We start from the raw sequence: 14,324 nt of genomic DNA, 5'->3' as shown, positions 1-14,324 counted from the left end.
AAGATGAGTGATGCGGCGGTCATCCGGCTTGAGTGGGGGAAGCAGTCAGGGGCGTTGCTCCTGATTGAACCGAGTCTTCGCCGCCCAGGCGACTTTTTGGCGCACATAGCCGGCAAGTTCGCCGGCGGTTGGTATCAGCTTCTCCTCGGAGTCCTTTCAAGAGGTCGCTAGGTGAATAGGCCGTGGCGGTGCTCTCTCGATGCATAGGGCCGGGAGGCGATGTGCGTATCGCGATAGACACTGGCTCCCATGGAGACTACGTAGGCCTGGGGTTGGTGAAACTCCGAGACTGGAGCAGGGATCTGGTCCATGCCGTTGGCTCCCGCGCCAGCCGGCTGAATGATGAACAGCAGCGTCTGACGCCGTGCAGCGGCTCCCCCTGATTCGGTGACGGACACACGGATCTCGACCTGTTGCGGTTGAAGGCTTGAGGGCAAGGTTGCCACGAACTCCAGCGACTTGGTTTCTCCCGGTTGTAGCGAGGGGATCGTCAGCGTCGTCGACGGGAATTGTTCGATAACCGATGGTGTGCCGGTGAGGGAGGCCGAGGCATTCTGGATCGGGCTTGAGCCGGTATTGACAACTTCCACGCGCACCCGAACCTCTTCGCCACTCTCCAGAAACAAATTGCCGTTCCCATCGAGCAGCAGGGCTTTGAAGCGAAGTTTCGACAGCGACGCAGAGGTGGTTTTGGAAGGAGATGACTCGAGGGTGACCGTAGAGGGCAGTGTTTCTCCCTTGGGAGGAACTCCCAGGTGCCAGGCGCATCCGGGGCTCAGCAGGACGGTACATCCGGCCAGGATCAGATGTGCAGCGGAGAATGATTGGAGTGAAGGTGTCTTACTGTAAGGGGGCACAACCGAACCTGTTGCGACAGTTCCACGCCACCGTACTGAACATATAGGGCGAAAGCAACTGGCTATCCAGTGGACAGCTTGGCGTATAGACTGGGATGGGCTCAATGTGCTCACACCCGAAGCGTCGTGGGATGCTCAAAAAGGCAGCCCCGCAAGGCCGCAGTGAGCGAAGAGGCGAGGATGTGCATATTGAACTGCTCGCTTCGATCACATGCGAGCAGATAGGTATCTTGCCTTCGCCTTCTTTAGTACGTTGAGCTTCTGAGCGACGCGAGAACGCCGCTGGCGGACTTTTTAAGCCTCCTGCCTAATTACTCTCACCACCTTTCAGGTATCCAAGTCCGATCTTGACCGCTCGACGGGTGATTTCCGCCCAACGTGCTTGGGGGTAGGCCGAGAGGACCGCCGCAGCCTTGGGATCCTGGATCTCAAGGTTCAGAATTCTCAAGATGCCGTCGTCAATCTGAATGTCTGCCACTAACCATCCTCCTTGTCTATGGGAACACTGCTGAGAATACCGCTCAAAGCGGGCGGTGCGTTGACTGATCTCTGAACCCATGTTAGCATGAATCCAACGTTTTTTCTCGGGATGTTCTACGTACGGTAAATATACGTATTAACCACCTCCAAGGAGGAGTGTATGATCCGGTCACAATCGCTTCACTCAAAGCTGGTCGGTCCTGCTCTTATTATTCTCATCGTGGGGCTGGCGGCTTGTGGCGGTCCTCCTAAATGGGTTGAAAAGGGGTCCGGAGCGTTTAATGAAAAAGACAGCAAAGCGTTTTACGGGGTGGGGGCTGTCGCGGGCGTCCGGAATGCGCCGCTTGCCTGGGATACGGCTGAGAATCGCGGGAGGGCTGAGATCGCCAAGACGTTTGAGACCTACAGCGGGTATCTGATGAGAGACTATGCGGCCTCGACGACCGCCGGAGATTTCACCCGAAATACGGAAGAGCAGAATATCGAGCGAGCCATCAAGACCATCACGACGACGACACTCAGCGGAGTCCGGAAAATTGATCAGTATATGGATTCCAAGACCAACACCTATTACGTATTGACCAAGCTGAGCTTGGAGGATATGAAGAACAACTTGGAGCAGGCCAAAGAGCTGAATTCGCAAGTGCGGGACTTCGTCAGGAAGAATGCTGACCGCCTGTTCGAGCGCTTGGAGACCGAAGAGGAAAAGCGAGGCGTTCGCTAAATCTCAATGAAGAGTGAGCTGTCTACCCCTTCTCGGAGGCTTATGGTGATCAAGAAGTTTGGCTCTTTGCTTGTCGCCACGGCGAGTGTCGTTCTCGCATTGTCTGGATGTGGACACGAAACAAAGGTGACGCGTGTTGATGCCGGGGTCGTGACCGATTTGAGTGGACGCTGGAACGACACAGATTCTCGAATGGTCGCCGAAGCGATGGTCAAGGATGCGCTGCAATATCCGTGGCTAGGGGGGTTTGAAAAATCGAATCAACGGCAGCCCGTTGTTGTCGTGGGGACGGTCCTGAATAGCAGTCATGAACATATCAGCGTGCAAACCTTCATTACGGATTTGGAGCGAGAACTCACCAATTCCCAGAAAGTCACGTTCGTGGCTGGGAAAGGTGAACGCGACGAGGTTCGAACCGAGCGGAAAGAGCAAGCGATGTACGCTCGCGAGGACACGCAGAAAGCCCCTGGGAAAGAGATCGGTGCCGATTTCATGATGAAGGGCACGATTGCCACCATCCTTGACGAAGCCGATGGGACCAAAGCGGTTTTCTACCAGGTTGATCTTCAGATGATCGATCTGGAGAACAATGCGAAAGTCTGGTACGGGCAAAAGAAGATTAAGAAGGTGGTTGAAAAGAAGCGTACCGTCTTTTAGTCGCTGCGGTTGATGCCGACAATGTAGCCGGCTTGTCTGTACAGTGCCAATGTCAGAATCACTTCAGGATGCTCAAGAAAACTGCCCAGCAAGGTTGCAACGAGCGAAGAGGCGAAGCGCACGCTTCCGTACGTTGAGACTCTAAGTGATGCGAGAACACTGCTGGCGGACTTTTTGGCATCCGGTTAGGTTCCGCGAACGCTGTTGAACTCAATCTTCCCACGCTTTGCCCACGGGGCTTCTGTGCGGTGGGGCGTTGTCACCCCGATCTCGTTGTGGCCGTTTCTTGCCATTCTTGTGTTGTTGGCCGGTTGTGGTCCTTCAGTCAATCACTATCTCCTCATTGAACAAAGCCTCTTTGCCGGTGATCCGCAACGGGCCGCGGCGATCGTCGCGCAGACCGAGAAAGAGTATGGAACGAAGGCGCGCCTACTGTATGCAATGGATCGTGGAATGGTGCTGCAGTTAGCAGGGGACTATCAGCAAAGCAGTGCGGTATTGGAGCGAGCGGAAGAAGAGGTCGAACGGCTCTATACCAGAACCATCCGTTCTGAAACCGCTGCATTTCTGACCAATGATAATGCTCTGCCGTACGAAGGGGACGCCTACGAACACGTCATGATCAACGTGATCAAGGCCATCAACTACGCGGTTCAGGGGCAGCTTCAGGGCGCACTCGTGGAGGCACGACGAATCGACCATCGGTTGAATGTGCTCAGTGACAGAGTGAAGGATGCAACCAAGTATCGGAATGACGGGTTTGCGCGGTATGTCTGCGGTATCTTGTACGAAGCGGTTGGGGATCTGAACAACGCGTTTATCGCCTACCGCAATGCCTATGAAGTGTATGGAGCCATGAGCGGGTGGATGAAAATGTCCGCTCCTCCGGCGTTGCGCGCCGATCTGCTGCGGACGGCGGAGGCGCTCGATCTCACAACGGAATTTGCTGAATATCGACAAGCATTCCCTGATGTCGTCTGGCAGCCTCTTTCATCCCAGGAGCGACTCGCTCAAGTCGTGATGATCAGCTATAATGGTCGGGCTCCGCGCAAAGAGGATCTTTTCTTGGACTTACCTATTAGTCTTGATGCCGCACAGTTAGTCTTGCTGAATAGGGGGGTCTTCAGGTCGCCCTATCAACGAGATCGTGTCGCAGACAGCGTACTCTACGGACTCAATGGGCGCGTGGTTCGTGTTGCACTTCCGCAGTTAGTTCCACAGAAGACGCAGGTCACATCTGAAAGTATGACATTGACGGATTTGATCGGCCAGTCAGTCACGGTTCGGTCTGAACGGGCACACAATGTGACCGCGCTGGCTGAAAAAAGCCTTTCGGAACGTCTGCCGTCGATCACAGTGAAAGCGCTCGCGCGAGCCGCGACGAAATATGCGGCGGCGGAAGGAGCCATGATCGGAGCGCAATATGCCGCTGGAAAGGATGCTGCCCCCTGGGTCGGACTGTTGGTCGGGCTGGTGGCTCATGGAATGGCAGTGGCATCCGAAGAAGCCGACAAGAGGAGCTGGCAGACGTTGCCCGACGAAATTCACGTGGCTCGAGCGTGGGTCCCGCCAGGCCAGTACAACCTGTCCGTTCGACCGTCGGGACTAGGGGCGACGACAGCGAAAGATGGACAAACGATCGTGCTGGCTGAAGGCCAGACGATGTTCATTGTCCAGCGTGTGATGCAATGAGGCGTGTCGGCGGGCCTGCTTTCGGACAAGGCGTCGCGGTTTTCCTCTGTCTGGGGTTGATGATGTCTGCATCGACTGGCTGTACCTGGTTCACTGGAAAAGGGAAGCCGGGGTGGGTGGATGGCCGGAGTGCGGACTATCCATCGAGTCAATACCTGACCGGGGTCGGCCAAGCAGATACTCGAAGCAATGCAGAGGATCAGGCGTATGCGGCCGTGGCTCGTATCTTCAAGGCAGAAGTCGCGGCGCAAGCGAAGGACTGGGAATCGTATTTGGTCGTTGAGAATCGCGGGGTCTCCAACACCGAGCGGCGGCTCACGATCGACAGTGTGACGAAAGTCTCCACCGACAAAGTGCTGGAAAACGTCAGGATCGTGGATGTGTGGTACGACTCGGAGAGCCGGGTGTACTACGCCTTGAGTATGATGAATCGTTCTCAGGCCGAAGGGTCATTGATGGAGAAGGTCGTGGCCTTGGATCGCATGATTGACACGGATGTCACTGAGTCTCGGCAAGCACTCGACAAGCTTGCCAAGGTTCGCGCCCTTCGCCGAGCCGGTCGAAATCTGGTTCTGCGCGAGGTGTATAACACGGATTTGCGAGTGATCCGTCCCAGCGGGCAAGGGACCCCGTCTGCCTATCAGGTAAACGAATTATCTAGTGAGTTGGAGCAATTTCTTGCTACGAATCTGGTGCTTGCGGTACAAGTGTCCGGTGACCATGCAGAACCGGTTGGACGTGCGTTGGCGGAAGGGCTGATTCGAGAAGGACTTCGTGTGACCACAAAGATGGAAGGTAAAGAAGGTGGTGCTCCTGAATTGATCGTCCGAGGCACCGTCCGTCTGTTCCCCATCGAGGTGCGGGACCCACATTTCAAGTACGTTCGGTGGTGCAGTGATTTCGAGGTCGTGGAGCCGGGGACGCGGCGGGTTGTCGGGGCAACGGCGCATGGTGGGAGGGAAGGGCACCTGACGGAGCGAGAAGCCACGGCGAAGACGTTGCGTGTCATGCAACAAGCGTTGTCGTCGGATGTCGCGAAGGCGATTGCCGCGCATATTTTCGGCGAGATTGTGCTGCCTGAGACGGCGACGATGCCAGCGAGTTGCCCACGAGAAGAATCAGGGGTGAGGCGGTAAATGGACGTTCTTTCATGAGGAGGTATTGATCGTGAAAAAGACAGACGAACTCTCCGTCAGCCGAGCTCCACGCAGCCGTGGGCGGGGGTTGACCAAATCTGGGCAAAAACTTTCAAGTCGTGTGGCCAAGCGGCGATTGGGCGACCGGCTGAAGGAAGACACGGCGTCCTTCAATAGCGGGAATCTTGCCGACACCTTGCGAAAAGAGGGGTATGAAGAGGTGCCACTCGATGAACTACAAGATCGGCTCTCCAAGCTTCAAGGGCCACTCGCGGAAATCATTCTGAAGGGGAGGGTGTAAAGGGATGCCATATTACTATTTTGACTCAACCGCACTCATTAAGCGCTATAGCATGGAGCGGGGCACGAGGATCGTGAATAGGCTGATGGTGAAGCGCGGTAAAGTTGCGATTGTCCCGACATGGTCCGTGACGGACTTCTATTCGGTCTTGTGCGCACGCGCTCACGAGGGGCAGATTACGCGGGATGATTGCTACTCTGTTTTGTATAAGTTCGAGATTGAGTCCAAACAGGGACTCTACCAGTTTATTGAACCGAAGATGGAGACCTACCTGGCAACCAAGGAATTGGCCTTGGAGTATCCGTTCCTTCGCTCGCCACAAGTGATGCATCTGGCGCTGGCGTTGGAGTTGAAGCCGTTGCGATTGACCGTCGTCAGCGCGGATCCACAGCTGTTGGCGGCATCAAAAACTGCAGGACTGCACATTATTAATCCGGCCGAAGACTAGCCTGCCTCGTCTGTCGGAATGTGTGCGTTCAAGTGGCTTGGATATTGACTGATCGGCCATGGGATGGTTCTTCCGAGGCTTGTTTGAGTAATTCCAAGACAGCCTGATTCCATCCGGTTGGGCCGATGCCTGGCGCGCGAATGAGATTCGGCAGGTTGATGTCGGGGTCATACGAGCCGTCCGGTTTTTGTACCAAGACCGGATGATCCACCGTCAGTAGGAGCGGGAGATCGTTCAAGCTATCGCCGATGCCGATGGTTTCGATGTCGTCTGGCAGGTTGGCCAGTCGTTCTTGTCGTTTATAGCAGCGAAGAAGGATTTCTGCGGCCCGACCTTTGTCGTTATTTCCCGTCAAGTGAAAGAACCGTCCCCCTCTGGTCCAATTCAGCCCTCGCGTCACGATTTGACGGCAGACTTCCTCGATCAGTTTAGTGGGGCCGTTGACCAAAAACGGCTCATCGAACTCCCGCAGCATCGCCCGCAGGGCATCTTCTCGGGCGAGTCCTGTGTTCGCCATGACTTCGTCGACCGATAGGTCGCCGAACCCTTGGAGCGGCGTGCCCACTGCTTCTTCAATTTGCCGAAGCACATCCCGGAGGAGGGCATAGGGTGTGCCGAGTTCAATGATTTGATAGCTGGAGCGGCGTCGTGATCGTTCCAAGGGAAAGTCAAAGGTATTGAGGGGCACAAACACTGCCGCGCCATTCTCGACGATGAAGGGATTGTGGTGATCAAGACGCTCTCGAAGCGGTTCGATTTCCGCGCGGGTCTTTCCGGAGACGATAATGACCGGAATGCTCTCCGCACGGAGGGCGTCGAGCGCCGGTCTCGCCTCGTCAAAGGAATAGGTATCGTTGTCTAAGAGACAACCGTCCAGGTCTGTGAAGAGTAGATAGCGTGACATAGGCTTAAAGATGTCGGAGGTCCTCGTTGATCTGCGACCGGGAATGTCCGGCCAGACGTCGTTCCAGGAAATCCTTCGCCAGATCCTTGCCACCCAACCCCAGGGCTAATGCAGCCGCAAGGACGAGTCCTCCCCAGGTAATGCCGAATCCGACCACGACGATGTGCTGAGCAATCCCCAACTGTTCAAACGCCATGGCCACGGTCAAGAGCTGAATGCCCCAGCGCGTTCCGGCTGCGATCCAGCGGGCCGGAGGTAACCCCGCGTTCACCGCCGCGATGAGGACGGCCTGCGACACGAAATTCGAGACGAGGTACCCGATGATCCCGATCACGGCCGCGGTGACCAAATGAGGAATATAGGACAAGAGTGAGTGGGCAGCTTCATTGATCGGGGCCACATCGAGCGCGCCCAGTGATGCCGTGGTGGCGAAGATCACGATCAACCAGTAGGTAATGCGGCCGATAATATACGACGGATCGGCTTTGATGCCTCCCCGCAGGAGGGCGGCCGCGATACCGATTCGATCACAGAGTCGATCCAGGCCAATGACGCGCAGCAGCCGTTCCATCAAATGCCCCATGCCCCAGGCTGCGCCCAGACCAACCAGCAAGAGAATCAGCATGGCCAGGACATTGGGAAGGATGGCAAAGACGCGCTCGCCAAGTGCGGTCACTGGTCCGAGTAACGTATGTTCCCAGCTTGAGGTCATGGCTCGCTCCTTTCAGACTTTCCGCGAGCAGCCCCGATGACTTCGCGCGAGTCATGAGACTGAGGCCAACGTGCGATTAGATACTCTTTCTGTTTCTCGAACGTCCGGCAGAGCGTTTCGATGAGCTGCTCGGCTTCCACCGTGGTCAACCCTTGGCTATCCAGCACGAATGACGCGGTCTTTCCTAAATAGAGAGGGGTCAGCGCTTTCAGGAGATGTTCTTGTGGGAGCACGTTCCGATGATGCGCGAGGGCGGCGTCATAAATAATTTGAGCCCAGAGCGAATCTGGAATACGGAAATCCCGGAGGGGGACGTTCCGAAGGCTGGACAGCTGATCCAGGGCGTCTTCCGAGAGCATGCGTGCCCAAATATCGTGCAGGTCCGTCAGTCCGAGCTGAAACAAGTCCACCATCCGTTCGACGTTGACATTCACCGGCTCAACGCCCACCTCATATTGGAAGCCGAAGAGAGGCACCTTTCGCGAGTCTGTGACGGGGAGCCAGGTGGGGGCATGGGCATCCATCAAGGCGAACAAGGCTCCCACGACCTGTCGCAACATGGAGGAGAGGTCGGCGGCAGGGTCTTTGGGATCATGAATCTTGGCCCCGAGAAAACTCTGACACACCTTCGCTCCGCTCGTGATGGCCTCGGTCGTCATCCAAATATCGATCCCGAAGCGCGCGACATCGGACTCCCAGACGTGCTTTTCGAGATAGTGTTGGGCCAGTTCGCCGGTGAATCCAAAATCTCCGCCGATCGGCTGACGAACCTCCTGCCCGTAGAGGGCTCGGGTCAGAGGATAGGCGATGCTGTTGGTGATCGTTCCGTCGTACTTGTGGCGTCGATAGTACGGGGCCACATAGTCGTAGCCTTCTTTGAGAATCGGATGAAGGAGCAGTTCCATCCACTCAGGGGTGATGCTGCGGACGTCCGAATCAACGACGGCACAGGCTTTGACTTTGAGCCGTCGAGCGATCTCAAAAATCGTGCGAAACGCGCTGCCTTTGCCTGGGATCCCATGATAGGGCGTGATAATCCGGTGAAGCGTGCTCTGTCGATCGCTGATAAAGAGAGGTTCCAGATCAACCATGGTATGGGCGACGATGGTAGGGGTGTCGTCGGTGGAGCCGCCGTCGGCGTTGACCAGGACGGCACGATGGCCGTGAAAGTATTTTGCCAGCCCCGCTCCGACGGCGCGGACGACGTGGCCGACGGTCCTTGCATTGTTGAAGCTGGGAATGCCGACCAAGATGTCGGCACTGCGCACGGCTTCCAGCAGGTCCTCGGTTTCAGCGGTGAGTGGAATCACGCTATTGTTCATGAGACAGTCTGCCTGGTTTCCGCCGTAGGATCCCAGGCATGGTCCTGTTCGACGGCGTCCATGAGCCGATGAAAAATATCTGGGACAGCATGGGTCACCCGGCTCCAGTTCGAGATCATGGGGACGCCCAACGGGTCGCCGAGGAAGCTGTCCGTGGCCAACGTCATGCCGCGCAGAAACACTTCGACAGCACGCCGCTCCTCATGGCGGTCAAAGCGCAAACTGTTGATCGCCGCGTCATTTTCGTACCGACTAATCGCTTCTTGCGCGGCCTGGAGATAGGTGGCCCGCAACGTCTTAAGAGTGCTTTCCGAGAGGACCAGCCCTTCGCTCGCCAGGTTGCGGAAAAGCGATTTGGTGATATCGACGCACATTTTCAAGAGGCCCGCGTCCGGATTGTGCGTCGACAGCGTTTGATGCTTGTGCTCATAGGCATCGGCGATATCGGCTTGGCAAATACGACGGAGCGCGCAATTGCGGTACACCTCGGCCAGCATGCCGACCTCCAACCCCCAGTCGCCGGGAATACGGTTGATCCAAGCAAGATCTCGCACCATCGCGAATTCACCGGCCAGCGGGTACCGAAAACTATCCAGAAATGAGAGGAGAGGGTGTGCCCCGACCAGCAGTTTCAAGCTCCGGATTAGCGGAGTGATGAAAAGACGGGTCACCCGTCCATGCATACGGTCTGTCACGCGGCTGTAATACCCCTTACAAAATTCGTAGGCCAGGTTCGGATTGGCGACGGGGTAACAGAGGCGAGCGAGGTACTGGCGGTCGTAGCTCACGATGTCGCAGTCATGAAGGGCGATGACCTGGCTTTGCCCACGGGCCAGCACATAGCCGTAGGCCGTCCAGCACCCGCGTCCTTTGCCCTGGTGTCCGATGTCGATCTCATGCGAGACCAAGGTGTTCAACAGTGCCTGGATACGAGTCCCGTCGTTCCAGACGACGCGGACTCGTTGGGGGAGCTGAGCAAAGAATTGCTTGGCCAGCCGGAATTCCAATGCAGAGGCCTGATCCAAAGAAATAACGATCTCATTGATATAGCGAACCTCACCCAGGATTTCCACGATGCGCTTGAGGGCGGGACGCTCCAGTTCAGAATACAGTGAGGGGAGGACCAGCGCGATCGGCGTCGTTTTCGCATACCGCTCAAGCTCGTGCTCAAGCTGCTCCGTATTGGGCTGACCAAGACGGTGGAGAACGGTCACGACCCCATTTTGATAAAAATCAGACACGATGACCTCTCTGCGGATCGATGATTATTGCTGAACGTCGATCCCGTGTAAAGCCGGGGGAGCGAAGAGAGCGGATGCTTCTCAACCGATTCTACGCTGAAGAATGCAGGGGATGTGCCATCGCTCAGTATAACGAAAGGCGAAGACTCTTGTCACTTTGTGCCGGGGGTTTGCTCGAATTTTGAGAAAATATCTCGCAGGGGTGCAGGGAAAAGCAGACAGGAGTGGAGGGTTTCCCCTATGGCTTATCCGTCGACAGCTTCTTCCCTAGCCGCCTCGCCAATCGCACCATGCCGGGCGATCGATCGCTGGGGTTGAGGAGCACGTTCAGGACATGCAGCTGGCTGTGATCGGTAAAGGCAGCGGCAAGGGTCTGTTCAAATTCCCGCTGCGTCCCTACGCGCGAGCCTCTTCCGCCTCCGATTAGGTTGCACACTTTGTCATACTGCCATTCATGCACATCGTTAAAGGGGCCCTCCAAGATCTCTCGCTCCGTCGAATAGCCTCGATTATTCAAAATAATGACAATTGGAGCTTGTCCATAGCGCACGCAGCTGGCTAATTCAGTCCCAGTCATTTGAAAGGCTCCGTCTCCTACTAAGACGATGGGTCGCAGGCTGGGGTCGGCAAATGAGGCGCCTAAGGCTGCGGGAACGGCAAACCCCATCGAGGTGTAATAGGCCGGTGACAGAAACTCAAACCGGTGGCGCACATGGAGGTCAGCGGCGGCAAAAAGCGATTCCCCGACATCGGCAATGACGACTGTTTTCTCAGTCAGGACCGTATCGAGATGTCGGAAGAGTCCACTCAGTGTGACCGGTGCATCGAGGTCAGGTGTAGCTGGAACTGCAACAGTTTGCGCAGGAAGCGCTCGCTGAGCATGAGAAAATGAGGGCAGTGGAGATTTCACAAGGCCCTGGACAAAGTCCTGGAATCGAATTGATTCATACCGATGGTGTTTGATGGCGACGCGGTCGGCGGTGGCATGGATAGTGCGGCCTTCTGATAGTAAGGGTGACGTGGCATCGAGGTCTTCCACATCAGACAGAACAGATCCCAGGATCAGGAGGCAGTCGGAATCGTTGATGAAGTGCTGCACTTCATCACGTCCAATGAGCCCGCCATAGACACCGACATAGAGCGGGTGATCCTCTCGGATAATCGATTTACCAAGTAGGGTCGAGGCGATGGGAATGTTGAGTCGCTCCACTAAGCGAGCCAGATCATCCTGGAGCCCGAAGCGGCCGACCTCCGCGCCCACCAGCATGGCCGGCTTCTTGGCCGACGCGAGCATGAGTCGTACTTCACTGATCGCTTCTTCCAGGGCCGCCGGGTCACTCGGCGTGTCCTCGATACAGATTGGATTCAGGCCACCCATGAGGGGACAGTGGACCATGTCTCTAGGGATTTCGATATAGATCGGACGGCGGTAGCGAAGCAGGGCGGCAAAGGCCCGATCCATCTCGCGTTCGGCGGTTAACGGATCATCCAACGTCACGGCGGCCACGGTCATCCGCTCGAAGACTTCTCGTTGCGTGGCAAAATCCCGAACCATATGATGCAAGTAGGGAGTGCGAGTTCGTTCAGACAGACCAGGTGAGCCTGTCAGTAGGACCACCGGCGAGCGTTCCGCATAGGCGCAGGCGATGGCGTTGACGGTATTGAGCCCGCCGACGCAGTAGGTCACGCAGACGGCTCCAATGCCGTTGATGCGAGCATAGGCGTCTGCCGCGAAGCCGGCGCAATCCTCCCGCGTGGTTCCGATGTGCGTGATCGGCGAGGCCTCGATCAGTTGATAGAGAGACAGGACATAGTCACCGGGAATGCCAAAAATATGGCGAACGCCCAGGCGATACAGGCGATCCAACACGGCAGAACCAATGGTAGCTTTGTCGCCCATTCTTCATTTATCCTCACAGGAACGATTGTACTGCTCTGGTGTCAGGAAAACATACTGACCGGGGTTCGTCAAGCAATGAGCGTGTGATGATCGGGCTGACGACAGCCGGCATGTGACCACTCTCGCATAGAGTTCGCTGCACCATGTTACAGGAGATACGACGATGACACCGATGGCCCAGGTTCGCCTTACGACACTACGGATCCCGGAGGGGCGACCGCTCTGGCTCTTTGCCGGTCATGTCGGACCGCTCGTCGGTCAAGCAGCCGCTGGGGATCTGGTCGATGTCCTGACACCCGACGGGCAATTCTACGGCCGTGGTCTCTATAACCCTGCTTCAAAAATCCGTGTCCGTCTCCTGACATTCGAGGATGAACCCATCGACGAGGCGTTTTGGCGGGGGCGAATCCAACAGGCGATCCGTCTTCGACAGCGAGTGGTCGCCCAGTCCAATGCCTATCGGCTCATTTACGCTGAAGGTGATCGACTGCCGGGGTTGATCGTGGATCGGTACGATCAGCTGCTGGTCATGCAGTGCTTGTCGTTTGGCATGGATAGCCGGAAGGAACTCTTAGCCGACATACTGATGAAGGAATTGAATCTGACGAGGGTCTATCTACGGAATGAGGCCAAGAGCCGCCAACTCGAAGGGCTGCCTCTCGAACGGAGGTTTCTCTTCGGTAGCGGCTCGACGCAAGTGGAGATTCACGAAGGGGCAGCAAAGTTTCTCGTGGATGTCGAGAAGGGGCAGAAGACCGGCTGGTTTTGCGATCAACGGGAAAATCGGTTGGCAATGGCCAAGCTGGCGGCAGGCGCCGAGGTGCTGGAAGTGTTTTGCCACACCGGCGCGTTCGGCATTCATGCCGCGCTCGCTGGAGCCGTATCGGTAGAAGGCCTCGATGTCAGTCTGGACACACTGGCCATGGCCCGAACACAGGCCACGATGAACAAGGTCGCGGATCGCTGTACCTATCGCCAAGCTGATGCGTTCGAGGAAATGCGCAAGCTGGTGAAGGCGGGGAGACGCTATGATCTGGTGATCCTCGATCCTCCGGCCTTCGCTCGGAGCCAACAGGCCTTAGCTGGGGCATTGACTGGGTATAAGGATGTTAACCTCTTGGGCTTGAAGCTGCTGAAGCCAGAAGGATTTTTGGTCACGAGCTCCTGTTCCCATCCTGTCTCTGAAGAGGATCTTTGGAAGAGCATCCGCCTCGCAGCCCGCGACGCCAAGCGAGAGATTCGGCTCATTGAACAACGAGGCCAAAGCGCCGACCATCCGATCCTCGCCAGCATGCCAGAGACGCGGTATCTGAAGTGTTTTATTGTGCAGGTGTTGTAGAGGACGACCCTCTCTGAATTTATCAAACTCTCCATCGGAAGAATGGCTACTGGTAGACCTATGAAAGCGCAAATCATCGAAAAACACGGCAAGAAAGAATTTGCCGTCATGCCGCACAAGGATTTTCTTCGATTGCAAGAAGAGGTTGAGGACTATCATGATTTTCGCGACCTGCGCAGAGCCAAGGCAGATCCCAAAAATCGACAGGGAAGACCACTGGCTCTCGTTGCCGCAACATTAGGATTGAAAAAGAAATCTTAACTATGGATTCCGAGGGACGCCAGCCCCTCATGACCTGTCGAGCGGTGTGTGGCACGGATCTCCTGGTTTGATCATATCTCTCTAATTTGAAGCTGCTGAAGCCAGAAGGATTTCTGGTCACGAGCTCTTGCTCCCATCCTGTCTCTGAAGAAGATCTCTGGAAGAGCATCCGCCTTGCAGCCCACGACGCCAAGCGAGAGATTCGATTGATCGAACAACGAGGCCAGAGCGCCGATCATCCCATCCTCGCCAGCATGCCGGAGACACGGTATCTCAAGTGTTTTATCGTGCAGGTGTTGTAGAGGGCGGCCACTGCTGAACTGCCTCGATTTTTAACGGTAACAAGTCAA

General features: G+C 56.2%; 15 protein-coding genes. 9 read left to right on the top strand and 6 right to left on the bottom strand.

Going from position 1 to position 14,324, the window contains the following annotated elements; all coding sequences use genetic code 11:
• Positions 1-167: 167 nt before the first annotated feature.
• Positions 168-971: a hypothetical protein gene (locus E8D52_04145; GenBank protein TKB70245.1), complete on the bottom strand. Its 804-nt coding sequence runs from the start codon at positions 969-971 to the stop codon at positions 168-170.
• 526 nt (positions 972-1,497) lie between these two features.
• Here E8D52_04145 and E8D52_04140 point away from each other — a divergent pair.
• The 6 genes from E8D52_04140 (at position 1,498) to E8D52_04115 (ending at position 6,295) form a co-directional block, all read left to right on the top strand.
• Positions 1,498-2,061, top strand: a complete 564-nt coding sequence (locus tag E8D52_04140; protein ID TKB70244.1) for a hypothetical protein — start codon at positions 1,498-1,500, stop codon at positions 2,059-2,061.
• Positions 2,062-2,103: 42 nt separating this feature from the next.
• Positions 2,104-2,718, top strand: coding sequence for a penicillin-binding protein activator LpoB (locus E8D52_04135; GenBank protein ID TKB70243.1), 615 nt, complete (start codon positions 2,104-2,106; stop codon positions 2,716-2,718).
• 243 nt (positions 2,719-2,961) lie between these two features.
• Positions 2,962-4,410 (top strand): hypothetical protein, encoded by a 1,449-nt coding sequence (locus E8D52_04130; GenBank protein TKB70242.1) that lies wholly within the window; start codon positions 2,962-2,964, stop codon positions 4,408-4,410.
• Entirely contained in the window at positions 4,407-5,546 is a 1,140-nt protein-coding gene (locus tag E8D52_04125) for a hypothetical protein (protein ID TKB70241.1), read from the top strand. Before E8D52_04130 ends, E8D52_04125 begins: the two co-directional genes overlap by 4 nt.
• 31 nt (positions 5,547-5,577) lie before the next feature.
• The gene (locus E8D52_04120) at positions 5,578-5,847 is read left to right on the top strand and encodes a hypothetical protein (protein ID TKB70240.1); all 270 of its coding nucleotides are present in this window, start codon (positions 5,578-5,580) and stop codon (positions 5,845-5,847) included.
• A 4-nt stretch (positions 5,848-5,851) separates the two neighbouring features.
• Positions 5,852-6,295 (top strand): type II toxin-antitoxin system VapC family toxin, encoded by a 444-nt coding sequence (locus E8D52_04115; GenBank protein TKB70239.1) that lies wholly within the window; start codon positions 5,852-5,854, stop codon positions 6,293-6,295.
• A gap of 28 nt (positions 6,296-6,323) precedes the next feature.
• Here the strand turns inward: E8D52_04115 and E8D52_04110 are convergent, their stop codons facing one another.
• The 5 genes from E8D52_04110 to E8D52_04090 form a co-directional block, all read right to left on the bottom strand.
• Positions 6,324-7,199, bottom strand: coding sequence for an HAD-IIB family hydrolase (locus E8D52_04110; GenBank protein ID TKB70238.1), 876 nt, complete (start codon positions 7,197-7,199; stop codon positions 6,324-6,326).
• A 4-nt stretch (positions 7,200-7,203) separates the two neighbouring features.
• A complete protein-coding gene (locus E8D52_04105; GenBank protein ID TKB70237.1) occupies positions 7,204-7,911 on the bottom strand; it encodes a hypothetical protein in 708 nt (235 codons plus the stop codon).
• Positions 7,908-9,233: a glycosyl transferase family 2 gene (locus E8D52_04100; GenBank protein ID TKB70236.1), complete on the bottom strand. Its 1,326-nt coding sequence runs from the start codon at positions 9,231-9,233 to the stop codon at positions 7,908-7,910. Before E8D52_04100 ends, E8D52_04105 begins: the two co-directional genes overlap by 4 nt.
• Positions 9,230-10,474 carry a glycosyl transferase gene (locus tag E8D52_04095; protein ID TKB70235.1) on the bottom strand — a complete coding sequence of 415 codons (1,245 nt, stop codon included), beginning with the start codon at positions 10,472-10,474 and terminating at the stop codon, positions 9,230-9,232. The genes E8D52_04100 and E8D52_04095 overlap by 4 nt, the downstream gene beginning before the upstream one ends.
• Positions 10,475-10,712: 238 nt before the next feature.
• A complete protein-coding gene (locus E8D52_04090; GenBank protein TKB70234.1) occupies positions 10,713-12,374 on the bottom strand; it encodes an alpha-keto acid decarboxylase family protein in 1,662 nt (553 codons plus the stop codon).
• A 163-nt stretch (positions 12,375-12,537) separates the two neighbouring features.
• Between E8D52_04090 and E8D52_04085 the strand changes: the two genes are divergently transcribed.
• From E8D52_04085 to E8D52_04075, 3 genes are all read left to right on the top strand, one after another.
• Complete coding sequence (locus E8D52_04085) at positions 12,538-13,713, top strand: class I SAM-dependent rRNA methyltransferase (GenBank protein ID TKB70233.1); 1,176 nt, start codon at positions 12,538-12,540, stop codon at positions 13,711-13,713.
• A 60-nt stretch (positions 13,714-13,773) separates the two neighbouring features.
• On the top strand, positions 13,774-13,974 hold the full coding sequence (locus tag E8D52_04080) for a type II toxin-antitoxin system Phd/YefM family antitoxin (protein ID TKB70232.1): 201 nt from the start codon (positions 13,774-13,776) through the stop codon (positions 13,972-13,974).
• Positions 13,975-14,060: 86 nt separating this feature from the next.
• Entirely contained in the window at positions 14,061-14,276 is a 216-nt protein-coding gene (locus tag E8D52_04075; GenBank protein ID TKB70231.1) for a hypothetical protein, read from the top strand.
• The last annotated feature ends 48 nt before the right edge of the window (positions 14,277-14,324 follow it).

The organism is Nitrospira sp. (genome assembly GCA_005116745.1).
GTDB lineage: Bacteria > Nitrospirota > Nitrospiria > Nitrospirales > Nitrospiraceae > Nitrospira_D.
The sequence above is the reverse complement of the archived record's forward strand: the minus strand, read 5'-3'. Positions and strand labels throughout refer to the sequence as shown.

Bases quoted from the DNA above. Each gene is read 5' to 3' on its own strand.
- E8D52_04100 (TKB70236.1), bottom strand. From the start codon at position 9,233: ATGAACAATAGCGTGATTCCACTCACCGCTGAAACCGAGGACCTGCTG.
- E8D52_04135 (TKB70243.1), top strand. From the start codon at position 2,104: ATGGTGATCAAGAAGTTTGGCTCTTTGCTTGTCGCCACGGCGAGTGTC.
- E8D52_04140 (TKB70244.1), top strand. From the start codon at position 1,498: ATGATCCGGTCACAATCGCTTCACTCAAAGCTGGTCGGTCCTGCTCTT.
- E8D52_04080 (TKB70232.1), top strand. From the start codon at position 13,774: ATGAAAGCGCAAATCATCGAAAAACACGGCAAGAAAGAATTTGCCGTC.
- E8D52_04125 (TKB70241.1), top strand. From the start codon at position 4,407: ATGAGGCGTGTCGGCGGGCCTGCTTTCGGACAAGGCGTCGCGGTTTTC.
- E8D52_04085 (TKB70233.1), top strand. From the start codon at position 12,538: ATGACACCGATGGCCCAGGTTCGCCTTACGACACTACGGATCCCGGAG.
- E8D52_04105 (TKB70237.1), bottom strand. From the start codon at position 7,911: ATGACCTCAAGCTGGGAACATACGTTACTCGGACCAGTGACCGCACTT.
- E8D52_04110 (TKB70238.1), bottom strand. From the start codon at position 7,199: ATGTCACGCTATCTACTCTTCACAGACCTGGACGGTTGTCTCTTAGAC.
- E8D52_04115 (TKB70239.1), top strand. From the start codon at position 5,852: ATGCCATATTACTATTTTGACTCAACCGCACTCATTAAGCGCTATAGC.
- E8D52_04090 (TKB70234.1), bottom strand. From the start codon at position 12,374: ATGGGCGACAAAGCTACCATTGGTTCTGCCGTGTTGGATCGCCTGTAT.